20 protein-coding genes, 1 tRNA gene and 2 pseudogenes are annotated in these 22,062 nt (G+C 41.1%); 13 read left to right on the top strand and 10 right to left on the bottom strand.

Features of this window, described 5'->3' with window-relative positions; translation table 11 throughout:
- Positions 1 to 309: 309 nt before the first annotated feature.
- Both argZ and UYK_RS0116825 read left to right on the top strand, forming a co-directional pair.
- Positions 310 to 2,421, top strand: a complete 2,112-nt coding sequence (argZ, locus tag UYK_RS0116830) for a bifunctional arginine dihydrolase/ornithine cyclodeaminase (protein WP_009459147.1) — start codon at positions 310 to 312, stop codon at positions 2,419 to 2,421.
- A 161-nt stretch (positions 2,422 to 2,582) separates the two neighbouring features.
- The gene (locus UYK_RS0116825; protein ID WP_009459146.1) at positions 2,583 to 3,098 is read left to right on the top strand and encodes a DUF2085 domain-containing protein; all 516 of its coding nucleotides are present in this window, start codon (positions 2,583 to 2,585) and stop codon (positions 3,096 to 3,098) included.
- A 14-nt stretch (positions 3,099 to 3,112) separates the two neighbouring features.
- On the opposite strand, the gene UYK_RS0116820 is transcribed toward UYK_RS0116825, so the two are convergent.
- Both UYK_RS0116820 and UYK_RS0116815 read right to left on the bottom strand, forming a co-directional pair.
- Positions 3,113 to 4,228 (bottom strand): ABC transporter permease, encoded by a 1,116-nt coding sequence (locus UYK_RS0116820; RefSeq protein WP_009459145.1) that lies wholly within the window; start codon positions 4,226 to 4,228, stop codon positions 3,113 to 3,115.
- A 54-nt stretch (positions 4,229 to 4,282) separates the two neighbouring features.
- Complete coding sequence (locus UYK_RS0116815; protein ID WP_009459144.1) at positions 4,283 to 5,182, bottom strand: Npun_R2479 family HD domain-containing metalloprotein; 900 nt, start codon at positions 5,180 to 5,182, stop codon at positions 4,283 to 4,285.
- Between the two features lie 554 nt (positions 5,183 to 5,736).
- Here UYK_RS0116815 and UYK_RS0116810 point away from each other — a divergent pair.
- The 7 genes and pseudogenes from UYK_RS0116810 to UYK_RS27345 form a co-directional block, all read left to right on the top strand.
- Positions 5,737 to 7,194: an efflux RND transporter periplasmic adaptor subunit gene (locus UYK_RS0116810; protein ID WP_009459143.1), complete on the top strand. Its 1,458-nt coding sequence runs from the start codon at positions 5,737 to 5,739 to the stop codon at positions 7,192 to 7,194.
- 78 nt (positions 7,195 to 7,272) lie between these two features.
- Positions 7,273 to 10,476 carry an efflux RND transporter permease subunit gene (locus UYK_RS0116805; RefSeq protein ID WP_009459142.1) on the top strand — a complete coding sequence of 1,068 codons (3,204 nt, stop codon included), beginning with the start codon at positions 7,273 to 7,275 and terminating at the stop codon, positions 10,474 to 10,476.
- 42 nt (positions 10,477 to 10,518) lie between these two features.
- Positions 10,519 to 10,590 (top strand) — tRNA-Gly (locus UYK_RS0116800).
- A gap of 143 nt (positions 10,591 to 10,733) precedes the next feature.
- Entirely contained in the window at positions 10,734 to 10,877 is a 144-nt protein-coding gene (locus tag UYK_RS24340) for a transposase (protein ID WP_200860995.1), read from the top strand.
- Positions 10,843 to 11,034: a transposase gene (locus tag UYK_RS27815; RefSeq protein WP_219723980.1), complete on the top strand. Its 192-nt coding sequence runs from the start codon at positions 10,843 to 10,845 to the stop codon at positions 11,032 to 11,034. The genes UYK_RS24340 and UYK_RS27815 overlap by 35 nt, the downstream gene beginning before the upstream one ends.
- Positions 11,028 to 11,294: pseudogene (locus UYK_RS27350) on the top strand (transposase); the annotation flags it as partial. The gene UYK_RS27815 and the pseudogene UYK_RS27350, both read left to right, overlap by 7 nt.
- Positions 11,295 to 11,336: 42 nt before the next feature.
- Positions 11,337 to 11,576 (top strand): annotated as a pseudogene (locus UYK_RS27345) (uroporphyrinogen decarboxylase family protein); the annotation flags it as partial.
- Between the two features lie 155 nt (positions 11,577 to 11,731).
- Here the strand turns inward: UYK_RS27345 and UYK_RS0116785 are convergent.
- From UYK_RS0116785 to UYK_RS0116770, 4 genes are all read right to left on the bottom strand, one after another.
- Positions 11,732 to 12,124, bottom strand: coding sequence for a response regulator (locus UYK_RS0116785; RefSeq protein ID WP_009459140.1), 393 nt, complete (start codon positions 12,122 to 12,124; stop codon positions 11,732 to 11,734).
- 93 nt (positions 12,125 to 12,217) lie between these two features.
- Positions 12,218 to 12,595: a response regulator gene (locus UYK_RS0116780; RefSeq protein WP_009459139.1), complete on the bottom strand. Its 378-nt coding sequence runs from the start codon at positions 12,593 to 12,595 to the stop codon at positions 12,218 to 12,220.
- A gap of 164 nt (positions 12,596 to 12,759) precedes the next feature.
- Complete coding sequence (locus tag UYK_RS0116775) at positions 12,760 to 14,448, bottom strand: SulP family inorganic anion transporter (RefSeq protein WP_009459138.1); 1,689 nt, start codon at positions 14,446 to 14,448, stop codon at positions 12,760 to 12,762.
- Positions 14,449 to 14,587: 139 nt separating this feature from the next.
- Positions 14,588 to 14,908, bottom strand: a complete 321-nt coding sequence (locus UYK_RS0116770) for an ArsR/SmtB family transcription factor (protein ID WP_009459137.1) — start codon at positions 14,906 to 14,908, stop codon at positions 14,588 to 14,590.
- A gap of 51 nt (positions 14,909 to 14,959) precedes the next feature.
- Between UYK_RS0116770 and UYK_RS0116765 the strand changes: the two genes are divergently transcribed.
- The gene (locus UYK_RS0116765; protein ID WP_235182348.1) at positions 14,960 to 15,361 is read left to right on the top strand and encodes a hypothetical protein; all 402 of its coding nucleotides are present in this window, start codon (positions 14,960 to 14,962) and stop codon (positions 15,359 to 15,361) included.
- Positions 15,362 to 16,391: 1,030 nt separating this feature from the next.
- On the top strand, positions 16,392 to 16,709 hold the full coding sequence (locus UYK_RS0116755; RefSeq protein ID WP_009459135.1) for an ArsR/SmtB family transcription factor: 318 nt from the start codon (positions 16,392 to 16,394) through the stop codon (positions 16,707 to 16,709).
- 15 nt (positions 16,710 to 16,724) lie between these two features.
- Here UYK_RS0116755 and UYK_RS0116750 read toward each other — a convergent pair whose 3' ends face one another.
- The 3 genes from UYK_RS0116750 to UYK_RS0116740 form a co-directional block, all read right to left on the bottom strand.
- Positions 16,725 to 16,991, bottom strand: a complete 267-nt coding sequence (locus UYK_RS0116750; RefSeq protein WP_009459134.1) for a sensor histidine kinase — start codon at positions 16,989 to 16,991, stop codon at positions 16,725 to 16,727.
- Positions 16,978 to 17,139, bottom strand: coding sequence for a winged helix-turn-helix domain-containing protein (locus UYK_RS27340; RefSeq protein ID WP_009459133.1), 162 nt, complete (start codon positions 17,137 to 17,139; stop codon positions 16,978 to 16,980). Before UYK_RS27340 ends, UYK_RS0116750 begins: the two co-directional genes overlap by 14 nt.
- A gap of 250 nt (positions 17,140 to 17,389) precedes the next feature.
- Positions 17,390 to 18,724, bottom strand: coding sequence for a hypothetical protein (locus tag UYK_RS0116740; RefSeq protein ID WP_016871806.1), 1,335 nt, complete (start codon positions 18,722 to 18,724; stop codon positions 17,390 to 17,392).
- 528 nt (positions 18,725 to 19,252) lie between these two features.
- On the opposite strand from UYK_RS0116740, the gene UYK_RS0116735 reads away from it, so the two are divergent.
- Together UYK_RS0116735 and UYK_RS0116730 are read left to right on the top strand one after the other, a co-directional pair.
- Positions 19,253 to 20,155, top strand: a complete 903-nt coding sequence (locus UYK_RS0116735) for a hypothetical protein (protein ID WP_016871805.1) — start codon at positions 19,253 to 19,255, stop codon at positions 20,153 to 20,155.
- Positions 20,156 to 20,351: 196 nt separating this feature from the next.
- The gene (locus tag UYK_RS0116730; RefSeq protein ID WP_009459130.1) at positions 20,352 to 21,524 is read left to right on the top strand and encodes an NAD(P)/FAD-dependent oxidoreductase; all 1,173 of its coding nucleotides are present in this window, start codon (positions 20,352 to 20,354) and stop codon (positions 21,522 to 21,524) included.
- On the opposite strand, the gene UYK_RS0116725 is transcribed toward UYK_RS0116730, so the two are convergent.
- Positions 21,481 to 21,948 (bottom strand): hypothetical protein, encoded by a 468-nt coding sequence (locus UYK_RS0116725; protein ID WP_009459129.1) that lies wholly within the window; start codon positions 21,946 to 21,948, stop codon positions 21,481 to 21,483. The genes UYK_RS0116730 and UYK_RS0116725 overlap by 44 nt on opposite strands.
- Positions 21,949 to 22,062 lie beyond the last annotated feature (114 nt).

The raw sequence follows: 22,062 nt of genomic DNA, 5'->3' as shown, positions 1-22,062 counted from the left end.
AAAATGTAGATAAACACAATTCATGACCAAATTCAGCAATGCCCTGTTTAGCTGTCTAGCTGCTAGGAATTTTGGCTGTTTAAATGACTAAATAAGGATAATACTCATTAATTCTTGATTTTGCTCACTCAATATTTGGGTATTAAAAATTTATCTTGTAGTGTCTACGGGTATATAAAATAGAAAGAAGCTTTTTGATAGTGTTCAACTATCAAAAGGTATAAATTTAGTATCAATTTTTGCAGAATCGGTTCAGCAACAACTAGTATTCAAGAGAGACCACCGCATCTATACGCTTGTGATATTTTTATGACTTCCCAGATTCGCTATTTGATGTGTCCGCCTGACCACTACGATGTGGACTATGTGATTAATCCCTGGATGGAGGGGAATATTCATAAGTCATCGCGCGATCGCGCCGTGCAGCAGTGGCATCAACTTTACCACATCCTCAAAGAACATGCGATCGTAGATTTAGTGCCACCCCAAAAAGGTTGGCCAGATATGGTATTCACGGCTAATGCTGGTCTGGTATTGGGAGATACAGTAGTTTTAAGTCGCTTTTTGCATAAAGAGCGTCAAGGAGAAGAACCGTATTTCAAGCAATGGTTTGAGGAAAACGGCTACAAAGTCTATGAACTACCCAAAGACTTGCCGTTTGAAGGAGCAGGTGACGCACTCTTAGATCGGGAAGGACGCTGGTTATGGGCGGGATACGGCTTCCGTTCAGAATTAGATTCTCATCCCTATCTGGCAAAATGGCTGGATATTGAGGTGTTATCCCTACGTTTGATAGACGATCGCTTTTATCACTTAGACACTTGTTTCTGTCCGTTAACAGATGGTTATTTGCTTTACTATCCTGCGGCTTTTGATTCCTACTCCAACCGTCTGATTGAAATGCGAGTAGCACCAGAAAAGCGGATAGCGATTGATGAAGCTGATGCGGTGAACTTCGCCTGCAATGCGGTGAATGTGGATCGTATCGTGATCATGAATAAAGCGAGCAATCCTCTCAAAGAGCGTTTGGCTGATGTCGGTTTTGAAATTATTGAAACGCCGCTCACGGAATTTCTCAAGGCGGGTGGTGCAGCAAAATGTTTGACTCTACGGGTTACAGAACCAGTCAGAGAAGAACTTCATGCAAATGTGTCAGTGGAAAGCCGCATCCTTCGCATGGAAGGACACTTGCTTGATGCTGGTTTAATTAACCGCGCTTTAGATTTAATCGTAGATAACGGCGGTAGTTTCCAAGTTTTGAACTTTAACTTGGGAGAACAAAGACAAAGCACCTCAGCCGCAGAGGTGAAGGTATCTGCACCTTCCCATGAGGTAATGGAAGAAATTATCTCCCAACTCATTGATTTGGGCGCAGTAGACCTACCACAAGATGAACAAGATGTCAAACTAGAGCCTGTTACCATTCCTGGTGTTGCTCCTGATGACTTCTATGTCAGCACGATTTATCCCACCGAGGTGCGGATTAATGGTGAGTGGGTGATAGTACACAATCAGCGCATGGATGGAGCGATCGCTATTTCCCAAACTCCCCAAGGTTTAGTAGCGCAGTGTAAAATTTTACGTGACTTGGAAGTTGGGGAACAGGTGGTTGTGGATGTCCAAGGTATCCGCACCATTCGCAAAACAGAATCGCGGGAAAAACGCAATGCTGAAGAATTCAGCTTTATGTCCTCAGGGGTTTCCAGCGAACGCCGCGTGGAATTAGTTGTGGAACAGGTGGCTTGGGAATTACGTAAGATTCGCGATGCTGGTGGTAAAGTTGTTGTCACAGCTGGCCCAGTGGTAATTCATACTGGTGGTGGCGAACACCTATCACGGCTGATTCGCGAAGGATACATACAGGCACTTTTGGGAGGAAATGCGATCGCTGTCCACGACATCGAACAATCAATCATGGGTACCTCCCTTGGTGTCGATATGAAGCGGGGTGTAGCAGTTCGCGGTGGACACCGCCACCACTTGAAGGTCATCAATACAATTCGGCGTTACGGTAGTATTGCCAAAGCTGTAGAAGCTGGGATCATTAAGAGTGGCGTCATGTATGAGTGCGTGAAAAATAATGTGCCTTTCTGTTTAGCAGGTTCAATTCGGGATGATGGCCCCTTACCTGATACCGAAATGGATTTGATTAAAGCACAAGCAAAATACGCCGAACTACTCAAAGGTGCAGAGATGATTTTGATGTTGTCATCAATGCTGCATTCTATTGGTGTGGGCAATATGACACCTGCGGGTGTGAAGATGGTGTGTGTCGATATCAACCCAGCAGTGGTGACAAAGTTAAGCGACAGGGGTTCAGTTGAATCAGTCGGTGTGGTCACAGATGTCGGATTATTCCTGAGCTTGTTGACTAAGCAGTTGGATAAATTGACAAGTCCTTACACCGCCAAGATGGGGTAGGTAAGTAGGGAAAAAGGGAAAGGAGAAGGGGAAAAGGTGATTAGCTTTTGCCTTTATCTTTCCCCTATTTTTTATTCTTTAAAATTAGACTTTTTTGTATTTGTTAAGTTTTATGATAGTTACGAACCACAAAGGACACAAAGGACACGAAGGAAACAGAGATGCAAGGAGTTGCTTTTGGTAGAAGCTTCAGGATTAATTGGGTAAGTTTTATTGCTGATTTTCTATTGTTGGGGATGGTGGTAGGGCCACTGGCTGCGCCTTTTCTCGCAGCTTCTGGGTTGTTGATTTTACCTGGAATTGCGGAAATTATTTATTTTATGGGTCGTCATGTATGCCCACAACCGGAAATGGGGATGATGTTAGCATCACCGTTTCTCATGGCTGTATGTATGCGTTGCTACGGGACAGTAACTGGTTTATTGCTGACTCGATTGTTGCTTGGGGTGACTGGTGGTCAAGGTTTTTACTGGCTGCACCAATATGGTTGGAGTGGTGCAGCACTTGCCAGTGTGTTGATGATGGCTTATCCATTGGAGTTAGCCGCTGAGGTATTGGGGTGGTGGAGTTTTAATAATTATGTTGTAACTTTGTTCGGGTTGGTTACAGGTTTGGCGTGGGGTTTGTTTACAATGCCACTATTACATCGGTCAAAACAGTTAACAGTTAACTGGTAACTGTTAACTGTTCATCACCTTTCCAAACTGCGAGGATCAAGGGCATCTCTGAGTCCGTCACCCAGCAAGTTGAACGCCAAAACTGTCAAGACAATTACCAACGCTGGCGGCCAGATCAACCAAGGTTGTAGTACCAAGATAGAAGCATTTGTTGCCAGGGAAAGCATATTCCCCCAAGAAGGATCTGGTTGCTGAATTCCTAGTCCAATCAAACTTAGTACAGCTTCTGCGCCGATAAAACTGGGAACTGCCAGGGTGGCAGAGATGATAATATAGGTTGCGGTTTGCGGTAAAACGTGGCGAGTGATGATATAAAATGGCTTAGCACCCATCGCCCGTGCTGCTTGCACAAATTCACGTTCTTTGATGGATAAGACTTGACCACGAATCACTCGCGCTAACCCAGCCCAACTAATAAACGACGTAATACATACAATTAACAAAAATCGCTGCGTACTGCTTAATCCTGGTGGTAATACTGCACCCAAGGTGACTAATAAATATATGCTGGGAAACGTCATCAGTACTTCGGCTAAGCGCATGATCACAGCATCAATCCAGCCACCGAAATAACCAGAAATACCGCCAATAATCATCCCTAGAGGAAAAGTCAGGGCTACTCCCACAATCCCAATAAATAAACTGATACGACCTCCATGCAATAAGCGACTAAATTGATCGCGTCCTTGATCGTCAGTACCCAGGAGGTTGATTTTAGCTTCGCCAGTAGTACCAAATAAATGCCAATTTAAAGGAATTCCCGGAAAAATAGTCACTTCATCCCAGTTGGGAGGTAAGGGTAAGCTCAACCGTAAAAGGTGGTATTCTGGGCCTTGCACAAATAAACGCAAAGGCGAAGGTTTTGTTTTATCTACAATCAGTTCGCGATCGCCCGTTTCTAAATTTGTGTCTCCTTGAGTTGTAGGATAAACATGAGGCCCAATAAACTGCCCTGAAGTCGAAAACCAGTAAATTCTGGTCGGCGGCAACAGGGAACCACTTGCTTGCGGAATATAAGGGTCATAGGGAGCAACAAAATCAGCAGCAATTACTGCTATGTAAAATACTAAGAGCAAAATTGCCCCAAATCGCGCCAAAGGATTTTTCTTTAATCTTTGCCACCAGTTCATAGTTAGTCAATGGTCAATGGTCAATGGTCGATAGTCAATGGTCTATTTAAAATACTATGGACTCTTGACTATGGACTCTTGACTGTTGACTATATCAACAAAATATAACTTTTCATCTTGAGGAACTTCATGTTCCACGACAAAAACATTGGAGTGAAGATTGGCAATAATTTGTTTGCCTTGCTGTGTCAGAGTCAGGTAACGTAGTGCTTCTCGGATATAGGGGTAAACTCCATGCCAGTAGAACTTGGCGTAATTTTTGCGTAAATCGGCAGGTGTTTGATACCCTAAAACCTTATTCATCCCTGTTTCTTCAAATTCGTAAAACAAAGAAGTAATTTTTTTCAAATAGCGGGGGTCACTTAATTGTCCGATTAAATCAGCTGCACGAACCAAACCTGCATAGCTACTTGTGCATTGATGATCCTCAGCAGCAGGTACGGGAAAGCGAGTCAATTCAATATTGGTTTTAATAACTTCCGAATCTATTAATTTGTGACCGCCAAAGCGTTCATCAATAAAAAGTTTGGCTCTATCCACATGATAAGGTGTCAAGCTGGCGTCAGAAGCTCCAGGGGGAAGAGAAATCATTCTGTTATCTTTACCTGTAGCATACAAGCCTTCTTCCTCACGGTCTTCTCGGCACACTCCTTTAACATAGCCAATATCATGACATAGTAAGGAGATAATAAAGTGCAACCAGTCTTCACTGGAAACACCTCCTTCACGAATGTGTTTGCCGCGTAAAATTTCTTGTCCTACCAACGTAACGAGAATTGAATGTTCTACATTGTGATACAGGGCGTCGCTGTTGGCAATGTTTTCTAAAGCCATGTTCCCCGCCCAAGCAATTATGTCTTGATAATCGGTTTTTAAGCAGCCATAGGTACGACGGTAGCCTTCTCGAATTTGCCTTACAAAAGCATCTATTAATATTTCTGTAGCATTGAACATACTAGTTACTCATATTATAATGTCCGCTGGAACACTTACTATTATCCGTCGGGGTCGGTAATTGGTGATGGGTAATGGGTAATGGCTAATTGGTGATCATGAGTTATTTTTTCAACATGCCCAATGCTCAAGATCCAAGCTTTATATCATAAGCAATTAGTCGGACAACTAAATTATTTACGCGTTGATATCAAACTAGCCAAATACCTGGGCATCATACGAAATTCAGCGCAATGCTTGTGTCTCCTTGTAGTTATTATCACTGCTTAATCTGAGATGATGGCAAGCTTCTTTTTTGACTTTACATAATCAACATTTATTGGTCTATCAACAGACAGGTTATGCTTTCCACAAGATGCTAAACTGTATACTTGTATATTAAATTACTATATTTTGCATATATACCCTACAGGGACGTACTGCTATTAATCACCCATTTTTTACTTTGGCAAAATATAGAAAAAATAGGTCATAGTAAATATACATTAACTTACTTAAAACTTTTTTAAGCACAACTGCTTAGTGATAATCAGGCAGGAAGTGGAGGCAAGACAGTGGGCGAGGAGAGTTATTCGGAACTGGGGACAGAACAGTCAGTGAAGGTTGAAGATGCTGACTGGGAAGGGAAAAAACTGAAGAGGCGAAGTCCTTGGCTGCTACCGTTGTTACTTGGTACTGGCTTGGGAGTGGCGATCGCTTTTTTGGGGATGGGTGTTGTAAGTAACCGTCAGACTCCTAGCAAGAATGCTGTTACAAAATCTACACAGCAAGTTGCCCCAACCATGACAGTTACCGTAGTCTCAGCAGAAGCTAACAGTATAGCCCGCACTCTCAGCACCACTGGTACAGTGGCAGCACGAGATTTAATCCCAGTTTTACCACAAACAAACGGTCTACAAATCAAACAGGTACTAGTTAATGAAGGAGATACAGTCAAAGCTGGTCAATTACTGGCAGTTTTGGATGATTCCCTACTGCAAGCCCAAATTAGCCAAGCAAAAGCAGATATAGAATCCAGACAAGCAGATGTGGCTTCTAATCAGGCAAATCTGGAAGCTAAAAAAGCCGATGTTGCTTCCTTTCAAGCAGTAGTGCAACAAAAACGAGCAGATTTAGCCCAAGCCAAGGCGAAGTTAGAAGAAGCACAAAGGAATTATCAGCGCTATCAACAACTTGCTAAGGATGGTGCGATCAGCAAGCAAGAATTGGAAACACGGGAGACTACCTTGAAAACTGCCAAAGAAGCAGTCAGGGTAGCCGAAGAAAATGTTCGCAGTGCCGAAGCAGATGTCAGCAGTGCCCAAGCAAATATTAACAGCGCCCAAGCAGGCATTAACAGCGCCCAAGCCAATGTTAAAAGTAATGCTGCCAAACTCCAACAGTTGAAAACTCAACTGGCACAAACTCTGGTGCGTGCGCCTGTAGCGGGAACAATTGCCGAGAAACTGGCTAGAGTCGGGGATGTCACTGGTGTACCACCCCAAACTCAAGTTGGAAATGTGGTGGGTGGGACACAAAAATTGTTTTCTATTATTCGGGAAGGCAAGTTGGAACTCCAAGCAGAAGTTCCAGCTGTGCAACTACCACAGGTAAAAGTTGGTGCAGCAGTAGAAATTACCTCGGATGCTGATAAACGCGTACGTTTACAAGGACGGGTACGAGAAATTGAACCGATAGTTAACGACCAAAGCCGGAAAGCAACAGTAAAAATTGACCTACCACCGACAAACTTGTTAAAACCAGGAATGTTTGCCCGGGCAGCAGTCACAACTAATACAACCACAGGTGTGGTAGTGCCACAGAAAGCAATCTTACCCCAACCCGATGGAAGTGCGATCGCATTCACCTTATTGGGTGAAGACACGGTTCGCGCTCAAAAAGTAGAACTAGGGGAAATCCTCAACGGTGGCAAAGTGGAAATCAAAACTGGTTTGCAAACAGGCGATCGCGTCGTAGTTGACGGTGCTGGATATCTCAAAGATGGTGACAAAGTTCGAGTGGTTGGTGGTTAGTGGTTGGTCGTTGTTTGGAACAACTAACAACCAACAACCAACAACCAACAACCAACAACCAACAACTAACTAAAATCTATGTCCTTCAATATTTCTGCTTGGTCAATTAAAAAACCTGTCCCCACAATAGTTTTATTTTTAATTTTGACTCTGGTTGGTTGGTTCTCATTTAATTCTTTGGGAATTGATATCAACCCCAATATTGATTTACCAACAGTGCGGGTTACAGTTACGCAACCAGGGGCGGGACCTGCGGAACTAGAGTTCCAAGTCACCAAAAAAATTGAGGATGCGATCGCCAGTTTAGGCAACATTGATGAACTGCGATCCACCGTCACTGATGGTAATTCCACAACCACAATTACCTTTGTCTTGGGTACAAATACAGACCGCGCTACGAATGATGTTCGCAATGCTGTATCACAAATTCGGCAAAATCTACCCCAAGACATCAACGACCCCATAGTTGAACGTGTAGATTTTTCCGGTGGGCCAATCATGTCCTACGCGGTGAAATCTGACCAACGTTCCGTAGAAGAACTGAGTTACTTAGTTGACCAAACCATTAGCCGCGCTTTGTTAGCCGTCAGAGGAGTAGCCCAAGTTAAGCGTGTGGGGGGAGTTGACCGCGAAGTCCGAGTTAATCTCGACCCAGACCGTTTACAATCTTTGGGGATTACCGCTACCCAGGTCAACGATCAAATTCGCGCCCTGAATATCAACCTACCAGGGGGACGCGCCGAAGTTGGTGGTAGCGAACAAAGTATCCGTACCTTGGGTAGTGCTAAGAGTGTGGATGTGTTGAAAACCTATGAAATTCTCCTACCTAATGGTGGTTCTGTCCCCTTATCCAGTTTGGGAACGGTAGAAGATAGCTATGCTGAAGTTCGACAAACTGCACGCCTAGATAATAAACCTGTGGTAGCCTTCCAGGTGTTGCGTAGTACCGGCAGCGTCATGGTGACTGTAGAGGAAGGAGTCAAAGCAGCCATCAAGGAGCTAGAGAAAACACTGCCCTCTGACGTCAAGCTGGAATTAATTTTTACCAGAGCAGATTTTGTCCGGCAATCCTACAAAAGTACGATAGAGGAGCTAATTCAGGCTTCTGTACTTGCAGTCATAGTCATACTTTTATTCTTACGTGATTGGCGGGCAACATTAATTACAGCAGTAGCTTTACCCCTGTCCATGATTCCTACCTTTGCTGTGCAGTATGCTTTGGGTTATACCCTCAATAGCATGACCTTATTGGCATTAGCATTAGCAGTAGGTAACTTAGTCGATGATGCCGTTGTAGAAATTGAAAACATGGAACGGCACATGGCAATGGGCAAATCCTCTTGGCAAGCTGCTTTTGACTCATCCGATGAAGTAGGTTTAGCAGTAATTGCCAGTGCAGCAACTATCATTGCTGTATTTCTACCCGTCGCCTTCATGGGTGGTATTCCGGGTCAGTTTTTCCAACCCTTTGGTGTTACCGTTGCTGTTTCCACCATTTTCTCTACCTTGGTAGCGCGGATGGTGACACCAATGATGGGGGCGTATTTGTTGAAGGATAAGCAAGGAAAGCAACTTCATGGTGGGGAGGTGGGGAGATTGGGAACTCGGGAGAATTTAATCCTAAGTTCTCCCCATCACCCCGTCCCTATCTCGTCCCGTCGTCGCTTTCAACCCTACAAATCCCTTCTGCAATGGTCGTTACGTCATAAATTGACGACTTTGGGGATTGCCTTGGCTTTCTTTATTGGTAGTGTAATGCTAGTTCCCTTTATTCCCAAGGGATTAGTAGATGGGGGTGACATCGGTATTTCCACCGTGAATGTAGAATTACCTCCCGGTTCTACCTTGGCTGATACCAATAAGGTAGTTACCCAACTTACCAATATCATCAACAAAAATCCACTAGTAGAATCAGTGTTTGCCTCAGAACAGGTGAACTCGGCAACCCTTTCTGTTAAGCTCAAGTCTAAAGAAGCAGGACGAAAGATTTCTCAATTAGAGTTTGAACAACAGATACGTCCCCAGTTTCAACAAGTCCCGGGAGCTAAAATCAGTTTTGAAAGTGCAGGGGCGGTTGGTGGTCGTAAAGATTTAACTATACTGCTGCAAAGTGAAAATCCTGAAGCACTGACTCAGGCTGCTGATGCAGTAGAAAAGCAAATGCGGACTATTCCTGGATTGGTGGAAGTATCTTCATCTGCAAGTTTGGTAAAACCAGAAATTGTCATCGTTCCCGATCCGCAACGCGCCGCAGATTTGGGTGTGACTGTGCAAGCAATTGCCCGTACTGCTTCTCTGGGAACAATTGGAGATAATGATGCCAATTTAGCTAAGTTTAATTTGAGCGATCGCCAAATTCCGATTCGTGTCCAAATTGACCCCAAAGCGCGAGAAGATATCAACACGATCAAAAATCTCCAAGTCCCGACTCAAAATGGTAGTTTGGTTCCTCTAGTTTCTGTAGCAGATATCAGCTTTGGTAGTGGTCCTGCAACCATCAATCGCTATGATCGTTCCCGCCAAGTTTCTCTAGAAGCTAACTTGCAAGGTATTTCCTTGGGGGATGCGCTACAAGCTGTGACTGCACTACCTGCTTTAAAAAACTTGCCACCGGGAGTCAAACTGCAAAACTCTGGTGATGCCAAAATCATGGCAGAAATTTTTGGTCGCTTTGGTGGTGCATTGGCACTGGCGTTAATGTTTATTTATGCAATTCTGGTGCTGCTATATAACAACTTCTTGCATCCTGTCACGATCATGGCAGCATTACCCTTCTGTTTAGGAGGTACACTCATTGGCTTGCTGGTTGCCCAAAAAGCCTTGGGATTATATGCTCTGATTGGTATTGTGTTGCTGTTGGGAATTGTGACCAAAAACTCAATTCTCTTGGTAGATTACACGATTATTAACCTACAAGAAGGGAAAACTCAGCGTCAGGCGTTGATAGAAGCTGGTGTCTCGCGTCTGCGTCCAATTATGATGACTTCTCTCGCAACTATTGCTGGTACGCTTCCCCTGGCTTTGGGTGTGGGTGCGGGTGCAGAATATCGTCAACCGATGGGGATTGCGATTTTGGGAGGCTTCACAACTTCTACTTTGCTGACACTCCTGGTTGTTCCGGTGCTGTTCAGCTACATTGATAATTTCCAGACCTGGATTATCAATACAGTTAAGTATGGTTTTGGGAAAAAATCTCCGCGTTCAGTAGTGGTTGAGGATGAAGTGATAATTATGCCATCTTCCAGCGAAGATCCACCACATCAGTACTCAATCAGAAAATAGTAGTATAATGGCATTTAGTTTGATTTATGCTAAATGTTGGGCGCGGGTGTAATTCAGTGGTAGAATGTCACCTTCCCAAGGTGAACGTCGTGGGTTCGAGTCCCATCACCCGCTTTTGTTATTGAACCGCCAAGACGCCAAGAACGCCAAGGTTGGTAGGCTGTGCGTAAGTTCTAAGTTTGATCGGAAGCGATCGCACCTTTAGATAGTATAGAACCCATTTGGGATCTTGGGAGAAAGGGTAAGATGAGAAATAAATGCCGTACCCCAGCAGCTTAACCGACAAAGAGTGGGAAATCATTGAACCACTGTTGCCGCAAAAGAAGCAAACTAGACCACCGAAGTGGACAAAGCGACAAATTTTAGATGGGTATATTTTATCAACTGAAGAATGGGTGTAATTGGTGTGATTTACCCAAAGACTTACCGCCCTACTCAACAGTATTCTGGCACTACAAGCAGTGGCGAGGAGAGGGAGTGATAGAGCAGATAATGACAGTTTTACATGGAAAAGTACGCGAACAGGCGAAAAAAAACCGCAGTGGACAACCCTGCTGATTATTGACTCGCAAGCAGTCAAGAATACCTGTAATGCCAGTGTACAGTCCAAAGGGTTTTGTCATTACAAGTGTACGAACGGTATTAAACGACACTTGGCTGTAGATACTTTAGGTCTACCATTTTTCACCCACTGTACTCAAGCCAATGTAAGTGATGACAATGGCTTAATTGAACTATTGAGCCAGAACTTGGATTATTTTCGTGCCAAGCCTGTGAACATCCCCAAGATTACAATTCTGCTTGACCACGGCTACCACCCGGATAAGATCACTTCTGCACTACAAGCACTCTACCCTCGGATTCTTACCAAATACCAAATTGATTGTGGCGCACAGGTGATTCAAATCTTCGATTCCTGGGCGGGTTGCCTGACTCCTCAAGATTATGAAACTTTTGCACTTCCCTATCAACAACAGGTTGTTCGTCAGGTTAAAGCAACATATCCCCATATCCCTTTGGCTTTGTGTGTCCATAACAGTGCTGCCATTTTGCATCTGATGCCCCGATCTGGGGTAGATATCATTCATGTAGATTGGACGGCGGTTGCGAATTGACCAATAAGCTCGATTCAAATAATCTGTATGTACTTGCAACTCTCGCTCTGGATTTTTGCTTAAATTAGGGTCAATCATAGCTGCATAAGCCCCACAGTCTTGATGATCAATAACAATCACTTTGTTAATATGATGTAGCTTTAAGGAAGGTGGAAATCTTCAACACTTTTGTCTAATTGAATCTGAATTACTTCTAATATCCGATTAAACCCTACTGTCTTTTTTAGGAGAATACCTGCCCCCATTTGACTAATTTTTTTTAGAGAATAGGAAATTTCTGTATTTTTTGTTAAAAATATCAAAGGAATTTGAAAAGGCGTTGAGTTTTCATGCATATTTTGAAATGTTTGATAACCGATTTCTTCAATTATCTCTAATGAATAGATTATCAAATCTGGGTACTGTTCATTGGCTAGATATGAACCCATAAAAATATTATTTGCTTCAATAACATGAAAATTATTATCTCTAAGAAATTGACATAATAGACGACGAAATTTGTGATCGCATTCAACAACTAAGATATTTTTCATTATTTTTGAATGTTTGAGTTATTTATTAATTCTCAGAGAATTTAACTAATTCTGATATTTTATAGATAAATTATTAGATATTTTAAATAAAAACTAATTTTGTGTAATTAGGTAGGTACATATTATGTGTAAAATTTTATATAAATCCAAGGATTTTATCAGATAATATTTTGCACCCATTTCTATAGCTTTTTTATGGCTTTCATATTTTCCACTACTTGTTAAAAATATAAAAGGAACTTGAGTAATTTTAAAAGTTTTACGCAATTCATTGAAGATTATGTATCCATCTAATTTCGGCATATCTATATCACAAATAATTAAGTTTAAATTTGAGTAATGTTCTTTGGCTAACTGCAAACCTACGAAACTATTTGCTGCTTCAGTTACATGAAAATTCATTTTTATGAGGGATTGGCAAATTTCTGAACGAAAATCTTTATTATCGTCAATCAATAAAATTTTCTTCACTGAATGTTAATCCTAGCAATCAAAGGGTGGTGATTTTTGTCGGTTAATTTTGTTGGATTTTCTTGTGTAATCTAATCACACACCCTAATTAAAAATGATGGCAAGCATCAGGCTTTTTTGGTGATTACAGATATCTATTTTGCTCTGTTGATGGCAAATTAGTATCAGTCATTTAATTCCATCAATTCCTTTGTTTTAAAATCAGCTACTACAGGTTTAGGACATCCTGCAATGTGAGGACTGATAGAACAGATAGCATCTGTGGTTGTCTCAAAACAATTTGATAAACCGATTGTTTCTAACAATCCTGAACGCTCTAATAATTGTTTGACTTGGGGTTGTAACCCTGTGAGAATTAAGCGGCAATTGTGTCGTTTCAAGTCGTGGTAAATATCCTCTAAGGCGACTAACCCAGTTGTGTCCATATTTGGCACAAACCGCAACCGCAGAATTAAATATTTGACTTCCGGTTCATCGCGGAGGAAGGTAACAAATCTCTCCGCAGCACCAAAAAATAGGGGGCCATCTACCCGATAAACTGCAATTTCTTTACCTAATTCCAGAGGAGTACCAGGGGGAAATACTTCGGTTTCAGGAATTTTAACTAGGCTTAAATCGCTCATCCGTTTGATAAACAATACTCCGGCTGCAATCAATCCCACTTCTACAGCGAGAACTAAGTCAAACAATATTGTCACTAGCCAGGTGAGAATCATCACTGCAAAGTCGGAGTAGGTAGCACGCATCAATAAACCAATAGCTTCCCACTCAATCATCCGCACACTAACCACCATGAGAATTCCAGCAAGTGCAGCTAAAGGAATCTGTGCTGCTAAGGGTGCTAAAGTTAAGACGATCATGGCTAAAGCAACGCCATGAATTACCCCAGATAGTCGGGTTTTACCACCAGAACGGACATTGACAGCAGTCCTTGCGATCGCACCAGTGGCGGGAATACCACCAAAAAATGGGACAATAATATTTGCCAAGCCTTGACCAATTAATTCGCGATCGCTATTATGTTTTTCGCTGACTGTCATCCCATCAGCTACCACCGCCGATAGCAACGATTCAATACTCCCCAGTGCTGCTAAAGCCAAAGCTGGATTAATCAGTTCTCGAATCACACTAAAATCATTCCAGTGGGGAATGACTTGAGGCATCGGTAAAGATTGGGGAATAGTGCCAATTGTCGGTACATTTAGATGGAAATAAGAAGCGATCGCGGTTGCCAATACCAACCCCACTAAAGAACCCGGTATTGTAGAATTAATCTTAGGCCACAAAACCTTGGCTGCAATTACCACCATTGCTAACCCCACAGCAGCCCAGTTTAAAGCTTCTACATGAGTTACACTTTCCCAAAGTCCGGGTAGAAAATGCTCACTACGCGGTAGTTGTAAACCAAAGAAATTATTTAACTGACCACAAAATATAATTACGGCGATACCATTGGTAAAGCCTGCTGTCACTGGATAGGGAATAAACTTCACTAGTTGTCCTAGTTTGGCAACTCCCAGGGCTACCTGGATAATCCCAGCCATCACCCCAGCAATCCAAACTTTCTCAATGCCGTACTTGGCGACAATTCCCACCAAAACCACGGCCATTGCACCTGTTGGCCCTGTAATTTGTACTGGCGAACCACCAAAAATTGCCGCGACAATTCCTGCCACAATAGCGGTGTAAAGTCCCGCCTTTGGTTCTACACCACTGGCTACTGCAAAGGCTAAAGCCAAAGGTAAGGCTACCACTGCTGCTGTTAGTCCTCCCGCCAAATCGCCGCGCAGTCCACTAAACCAGCGATTTAGGCGCAAAATTTGCGGTTCTTCCAGGATATCAGATATTCCCATATTGTCATTTTCAACTCTTGTATAGAATTTATGGATGCACACATAGGTGTTACACCAATCCGTAATTCGTAATTACGAAATTCGCACACAATCTAGGTTTTTAGGCTTGAATCTGTTGCTGAATTTTGGAGAATTGGTGTTATTTCATCTTTTCCAAGGCTTCACGCACCTCAACAAGATGGTTGTTAAACACCTCTAGTGCTGCATCCAGCACCCTGAAAATAGCTGGGTCACGAATTGAGTAAAAGACGTAATTACCTTGTTTGCGACTCGTTACCAGATTGAGGCGACGTAGCACTCCCAACTGCTGAGATATTGATGAAGCATCTATTTCTAGCCACTGGGCAATGTAATTCACGTTTTGTTCACCCTGGCGCAGAGTATCCAAGATTTGAATCCGCACAGGGTTGGACAAAATCTTGAAAAAGTCTGCCTTAAAGTAACTAGGCTCAAGGAGCATCTTGATATCTCTCTATCTTCAAAGTCTTGCATATAGTTTAACACCTATGCTATGGTTGAGCAAGTTAGATATCTTTTCGGGTTACTCTCGCAGGGAACAACAGTGGAACTAAAAGAGAACAAAAGCGATTCCTACGGAGAGCTTCGCGATCGCGCAAATATCGGTATCATGCCAATATCAGTAGAATCGTCAAACCAGCTGGAAGTTCAGCAAACACCAGCCATTTCTGAAGTTAGTCCGATTATCAAAGATATAGAAATTGTTAAAACATTTTCCTGTGCAGGGATACGTCCCATTGGCGCTAGCAACCTCAAAATCGCCAAGACAATGGATGTCATGGGTATCCGTCCTATTGGCACTCATACAATAGATATTGTTGACAGCATTAACGAGTGTGGGATTCGTCCAATCACTTCTAAGCGACTTTCAGGAAAAAATTACCGCGTATATTAGCTAAACTTCCTATGAGTAAATGGAAATCAAAATTTTTGATGTAGACTATGGTTTTTGTGCATTAATTATCTCTGATAATAATCATGCAACACTGCTTGACTGCGGCTACAATGAGCGAACAGGATTTTGCCCAACCAACTATATTATGAATAGTAGCTTATTTGGGCTATAACACTTAATTATTTCTCATCTCAGTGACGAAAATTTAGCTGATTTGCCTTACCTCATGGGCGAGGATTTTCAAAGTCAATTTCCTACAAAGTTTTTGATTAAAAATCCTTCAATAAATGCCAAGAATCTGCCGGAGATAAGTATTCGCAACCAAGCGAAAACATAGATAATTAATCTTTTAAGCCTAATAACTGATTCTTATAGAGCTAAGATTTTTAATCGTAGATTTGATAACATCAGCTTCACTTTTTTCTCCAATAGTTACCCTGATTTTTTAGATTATAATAATTTAAGTCTAGTCACTTTTATCTATTACTTTGATATCGGCATAATTTTTCCTGGTAATTTAACATGGAAAGGTTGGTATTCTCTTCTAGATAATTCTTCATTTCGAGAACATTTAAAGCAAGTAAATTTTTTCGTAGCATCTAATCATGGACAAGAAAATGGTTATTGCCAGGACATTTTTGATTACTTTCAACCTGAGTTAGTTATTATTTATAATAAATTTAATCAGCCTATTCAACCAGAAATTGAAAGTAAGTATATAAGTCATGCTAAAGGCTTAAAAGTATTCGGCGGCAATCAAAAATTACTAACTAACCGTGATCATGGAACTATCACAATTTCTAAGCCTCCGGGAAAGCAACTACAAATAACCACATCTCAACGTATCCTAAATAAAGATAGCTTCCAAAATTCAAATAGTTTATCAAGGGATCTATAAACGTGTTTAAATAGTGTAGTAGTTGTATTCCTTCCCCCTATGGGTGTGGTATTTGAATCAGAGTGTCATTTACTGAAGTATGATATAAGTGTTAAAGTAACTGAAAAGGTTTGAAGATAGAAAAATACTTAGATGGTATTTAAGCCAAGTTATTTTAAAGCTGATCTTTTCAAGGTATTATCCAATCCAGTGCGGATTCAGATTCTAGACACACTGCGAACGGGAGAAAAGAGTGTTAATGACATTGCTGAATGGTTAGAGTTGGAAGCGTCTTCGGTGTCTCAGCAATTGGCGGTACTACGGAGTCGTAATTTAGTTACGAGCCGTAAGCAGGGAAACTACGTCTTTTACTCAATTCGTGACCCAGCTATTTTTCAAATTCTAGATGCGGCTTTAGAGGTGTTTAACAATCACTTAGTTGAGGTGCGTGACACCTTAGAACAACTGTAATGAACGCCATTAAAATTAACTATCTTTAAAACTCCCCTCAAATACTGGTAACTTCACTCGAAAACAACTTCCGGCGCCGAGTTTACTCGTCACAGAAATCTCACCACCATGAGCATGAGTAATAGCTTGGACAATAGCTAAACCTAAACCCGAACCACCTTGACGACAAGAACGAGCTTTTTCAGCTCGCCAAAAGCGATTAAAAACTGAGGATAAATGTTCAGGTGCAATCCCAATACCAGTATCCGCCACTTCAATCACTACAAAATCATCCGATTTCACGATTTTTACCCTGAATATGTACTTTGACTGTATCTTGTCCAGGTGGATCAATAGATGACCACAGGTGTTCAATAATTTGATGACGACTGAGAACGTGTCCATTATTACGGAGAAATAGCTCTAGTAATTGATATTCTTTAGGTGTCATCGACAATAACCCTGTTTTGTCACTCTCGGAAAAAAATAATCTCACCCAAATTCTGAGACTTTGATTTAATCCAGGTTTGAGGCTTTATTTCCTAACAGAAACTAAAATTTATAGACAAAAGGATTAGATCATAATTTTAGAAATCGAACACCGATGCACACCGATGCACACGGATAGATTATCGGTGTGTATCTGTGTTTATCTGTGTTCGATATTTTAAACCTAATTTTTGTCGTCGTAGGTTTAATCCTTACAGTGTTTGAAAGCCTTTTGCTGCTTTCTTTTGTCCCTTGCTTTTAGGTTTAGATTTATGGACTTCTCCTAAAGCCTCTTGGAATAAATTATGTAGATGTACAGGTACGCTAGCTATTTCTGGTAATTCTGGTTCTAGAGGTTTATCGTATTCTTGCAAAAGTGCATCTAAGTCATTTTTCAAATTAAAGTCTGGACGCTGTAGGACTGTTTGCAATATTTTTTCTAATGAATTTGGATACTCTGCTGCTAGGCGATACCAGATAAAAGCATTGATATTTTTACTCTCTAAATAGTGGAGAATTAGCTTTTCGGCTCCTTCAATACTCTGCCAATCTTCTGCCACTAAAATAGTCTTGATTTTAGTGTAGGTTGGTAAAAACATCTGTCCCCAACGGGGATGAGAAAAAGCTGTCACTGCTTCTGCTTTTTTGAGTTCAGCAGGCAACTCTACCTTTGATGCTACCATTTTGGCTGTGGTAGTTTTGCTCTTCAACAATTGTGATACTACTTTCGAGTCAGCACCCAAATCTGCTGCTGCGGTTTCAATTTCCTCTTCATCAACCCCTGCTTCTTGAGCAATTTCTGCAAGAGATTTTGAGGAATCAATTCCTGCTGCGGCTAAACTTTTTTCTGTATTTATTCCCTGGAGTTCAGCGATTTTTTTGTTGAGTTGGTAGCCTGGCATTGTGACTTCATCACTACCAAAAAACTCAACAAATTGTTCATGATATCTTACTACCGACTGCCAAGCTTCTTCTAATAAATCGGGTGCATCACTGTAAAGATGGTTTTTGTAATTTTCTTTAAAATTACCAATAGTCACCGCTAACTTTGGTTTACCTAATTTCCCCATTTGTGTATAGGGCCCAGAAAATGTCCAGTAGGATTCTGTGACAGGAGAAATACGAGTCAGCAAAATCTCTCCTTCTTTTAACCGCGACATTTCCCGTTGTGTTTTAGCATTATTGAATTTTACAATGTAGTTTTTAGCTGTCAGCCAGTTCATCAACTCAAAGCCATCATCCAATACTTTAACGATCGCAAATAAACCCATAAAACTACGATGCCAACTATCGAGCAATTGGCGATCGCTTTCCGATAATTCCGGATGAGATTGTATAAACAGATCCAGCGGTGAATTGTCCCCCACTTTACCTTCTATGGCAAAACTGTCTATTGATAACTCTTGTTGGATAATATCACCAGAACCACGACGCAACTGCTTTGCTGCATAACTTTCCAACGCTTGTGCTAGTTCATCGTCTGCATCCAAAATAAAATCAATTAACGCTTGCTTGAGTTGGTGCGATCGCTCTAATAGTGCATCCACAGTTTCATCTCTCGGTTTCCACTTTTGTAGATTATAGGTTGCCGAAAGCTGGATGGATCTGACTATTGGCTTAATTTCTCAAATTGCGATCGCACATAAATTTTGCCTAACTTAAGAGTAAATACTTAGTGCCTTTGTGTCTTTGTGGTGAAAAATTTCAACCACTAAGACTCCAAGACACAAAGAATTTTCCTACCTTTATCTCTCGAGAAGCCAAGCCGCGAGCAACTACAGGTTTACTAGACGAAATAAACTCAGATTGCAGCTGTATTTACCTAAAATTTACAATTTTGTTGCGTTTTTTGGTTGAAAATTCACATTAAATTACGTATTATCACTTGTCTGTTGAGTTACTATACTTACACGACAAATCTACATAAACAAGCATTAATTTTTACTTAAAAAGTAAAAGTCACCAAAGGATTTTGAGAATTTGCGAAATTAAACCATTGCACGTAGTAGTATTGGTTATTACTCAAAAATTCAGGAAAATTAACTAAGATTCCAAAAGGAATTAAAGAGGAAAATATGAAGCGATATCTGGGATTTGCTAAGCAATGTTTAATGGTAATTACTCCAATGATAGCTAGTTCTATCTTAGCAACCCCACCCAGCCAAGCAGCTACTCTGGCTTTTGCCCAAGAAGGATTAAGTTTTACCAACTTTAGTGAAAGTTTTGGAATCATTGACAGACAAAATCAGGCTAACACCAATGCCTCTACTTTTAGTGAAGATGCAACAGTATTAACTCTCAATCAACAAGTACAAACAGATTTCACGTTTACTCCGCCACAAGCATACACTAAAGTGGGTTTGAGTCTCGCTAGTGGTCAAGGTACAAGTTATTTAGGAACAGCAGATACTCTGGGAAAAATTGTTGGTAATTTTGACATTGATGCTGGAGAGTTGTTTTCTTTTGATTTCACAGCTTATTTAAATTTAGGAACATCAATAGATGACCCCCTAACAGAAAATGCCAGATCAATTGGAGATATTTCATTTTTGTTATTTGATACGAGTGATATTGACCCAGCAAATATCTCAGATTTGATTGCTGCTGTGATCTCTGGCAATCAAAGCATTGGCATAAGTCCTTTAGATTACTTTTTACTCACTGGCAATGTCAATACTGCTGGAAATGATGATTTTCTCGCATATCAAAACAGCCAAAATATTAGCTTTTTGAATGAATTTCAAGAATCTGATTTTGTGGGAAACGAAGAACTAGCTAGAGCTATTATTAATGGCTCTTATAAACGCTCTTTTGAGAATAAAACAAATCTCACTTTAGTAGCAGTAAGAAAAAGCCAAGTAAAAGTAGCAGCACCTGAACCTTCAACCTATTTGGGTTCAACTTTATTTTTTATCTTAGCTGCCATTGCTCTGAAAGCAAAACGTAGGGGAAATAAGCCAGTAAATATTATGAAATAAAAAATATATAGACCTTCTCGTTTAGATCAATTACAACTTTATCGGTGTGCATCTGTGTACATCTGTGTTCGTTTTTTTCCTATAATCTCAAGGGCGCACTTAACATCTCGCCCTTAAATAAATTTGGGGCCAATAACTTAAGTTGACTAAAGTCGGCTTATCCTTGGATTAAGTCATCTTTAGTTGTAACGAAACGATGAAAACCTACGATTGGATTGTGATTGGTGCGGGTTTTACGGGTGCTGCACTTGCCTATGAACTAGTCAGAACAGGCTTTTCAGTACTTTTGTTAGAACAAGATGCTACCTTAGGCAATGCCACTCGCTATAGTTATGGTGGTTTAGCTTTTTGGTCTGGTACAACTCCCCTCACGCGTCAGTTGTGTGATGAGGGAATAGCACGTTATCGCATTCTGGCGCAAGAGTTAGACACTGATATTGAATTTCGGGAGTTGGATTTATTATTAACCATCGCTAATGATAGCGATCCAGAAGTAGCTGCGGCGTCCTATAGTCATTTTGCGATTCCTCCCAAGTTACTTAGTGTTGATCAAGCATGGGAGATGGAACCATTATTAAATAAAAAAGCGATCGCAGGTGCTTTAACTGTCAAACACGGTCATATTAACCCAGAAAAAACAGCACAAGCTTACATTCAAGCGTTTCTGCGGCTTGGAGGTGAAATGGAAATTACCCAAGTACAGAACTTCACCTCAAACCATGCTTCACCTACTATAAAAACAACTACAAAAACCTATCACAGCGCTAACGTTGTCGTCTGTGCTGGCGGATTTTCTCGACAATTACTAAAAGCATCCGGTATTCCCATACGTTTGTATTTCACCCATGCAGAGATGATCCAAACTCCACCCGTAGAAGTGCAATTGCGTACCTTAGTAATGCCGGCTCATCTACAACGCTTTCAATTGGAAGCAGAGTCTAGCAGAGTTGATGAACTATGGAATGAACCCGGAAATGAACCAGCACCACCAATTTTAGATGCGGGTGCAATTCAGTTTCAAGATCGTAGTATACGCTTGGGTCAAATTAGCCGTGTTCTCACCGAGCCAAATGCTGAGATAGATGGAAAAATAAGTGAAAGCTGGCTGAGGCGGAGTATAGGAGAAATATTACCAGTATTGTCTAGTTTACCAGGAACTTGGCATCATTGTTTAGTGGCATTTAGTAGCGATCGCCTTCCGGTAATCGGTGCTATTCCCGAATATCATGGAATCTACATATTTTCTGGATTTAGCAACCCCTTAGTAATTGTCCCACCTTTAGCTCAACGCTTTAGGAATTATTTAAGTGGCAAAGAAGACGAAATTATTTGCCAATTATCTCCTGTTCGCTTGCAATCTCCGATTTAGCTAAAAGTTCTGTGGCTTCTTGCAAAAGTTCCTGTTGTTCCTTGTGAATTTCAGCTAGCCGTTGGCAAATCTCTTCTAATCTTTGTTGCTTTTTAAGCTGCATCAATTGAGAGTTTGCTGCTGGTAAAACAGGTAAATCATGGTTGTATTTCTGAGAATTAGTTAACTTTTTGATTGCCACACCACCAATTTGATTAAGTGATAAAAAACTAAACTTAACAACAGCTAAAATTAACTTCAAAGGAACTTGTAATATAGATTTACTAACTACTTCAACCAAACGCCCAATTGCTTGCATAATACTGGCAAGTATAGCTAGGACAAATAATAGAATGATGAAACTGATAATTGGGTGATTAGCTGCCCAAGCAATAATTTGTGCTAGTTGAAAAACAGAACGGTTCTGACTCAGCCAATCATTCATAGTTGGTTGTTGGTTAGTGGTTGTTGGTTGTTAGTAGTTAGTAGGGACAGGTTTTGGTAGATATTTATAAGTGGCTAAACAGAATGAATAACACACATTGTTTCGCTGTTAAGA

Source organism: Fischerella thermalis PCC 7521 (genome assembly GCF_000317225.1).
In the GTDB taxonomy this organism is placed as follows: Bacteria; Cyanobacteriota; Cyanobacteriia; order Cyanobacteriales; family Nostocaceae; genus Fischerella; species Fischerella thermalis.
Note: the sequence above shows the minus strand (reverse complement) of the source record. Positions and strands in the feature narration are given on the sequence as shown.

Coding starts and splice junctions, on each gene's coding strand:
- UYK_RS0116735 (WP_016871805.1), top strand. CDS start 19,253: ATGAAGCGATATCTGGGATTTGCTAAGCAATGTTTAATGGTAATTACT.
- UYK_RS0116785 (WP_009459140.1), bottom strand. CDS start 12,124: ATGAAAAATATCTTAGTTGTTGAATGCGATCACAAATTTCGTCGTCTA.
- UYK_RS0116730 (WP_009459130.1), top strand. CDS start 20,352: ATGAAAACCTACGATTGGATTGTGATTGGTGCGGGTTTTACGGGTGCT.
- UYK_RS0116770 (WP_009459137.1), bottom strand. CDS start 14,908: ATGCTCCTTGAGCCTAGTTACTTTAAGGCAGACTTTTTCAAGATTTTG.
- UYK_RS27340 (WP_009459133.1), bottom strand. CDS start 17,139: ATGACACCTAAAGAATATCAATTACTAGAGCTATTTCTCCGTAATAAT.
- argZ (WP_009459147.1), top strand. CDS start 310: ATGACTTCCCAGATTCGCTATTTGATGTGTCCGCCTGACCACTACGAT.
- UYK_RS0116820 (WP_009459145.1), bottom strand. CDS start 4,228: ATGAACTGGTGGCAAAGATTAAAGAAAAATCCTTTGGCGCGATTTGGG.
- UYK_RS27815 (WP_219723980.1), top strand. CDS start 10,843: ATGGGTATATTTTATCAACTGAAGAATGGGTGTAATTGGTGTGATTTA.
- UYK_RS0116805 (WP_009459142.1), top strand. CDS start 7,273: ATGTCCTTCAATATTTCTGCTTGGTCAATTAAAAAACCTGTCCCCACA.
- UYK_RS0116755 (WP_009459135.1), top strand. CDS start 16,392: ATGGTATTTAAGCCAAGTTATTTTAAAGCTGATCTTTTCAAGGTATTA.
- UYK_RS0116825 (WP_009459146.1), top strand. CDS start 2,583: ATGCAAGGAGTTGCTTTTGGTAGAAGCTTCAGGATTAATTGGGTAAGT.
- UYK_RS0116775 (WP_009459138.1), bottom strand. CDS start 14,448: ATGGGAATATCTGATATCCTGGAAGAACCGCAAATTTTGCGCCTAAAT.
- UYK_RS0116765 (WP_235182348.1), top strand. CDS start 14,960: ATGGTTGAGCAAGTTAGATATCTTTTCGGGTTACTCTCGCAGGGAACA.
- UYK_RS0116815 (WP_009459144.1), bottom strand. CDS start 5,182: ATGTTCAATGCTACAGAAATATTAATAGATGCTTTTGTAAGGCAAATT.
- UYK_RS0116725 (WP_009459129.1), bottom strand. CDS start 21,948: ATGAATGATTGGCTGAGTCAGAACCGTTCTGTTTTTCAACTAGCACAA.
- UYK_RS24340 (WP_200860995.1), top strand. CDS start 10,734: ATGCCGTACCCCAGCAGCTTAACCGACAAAGAGTGGGAAATCATTGAA.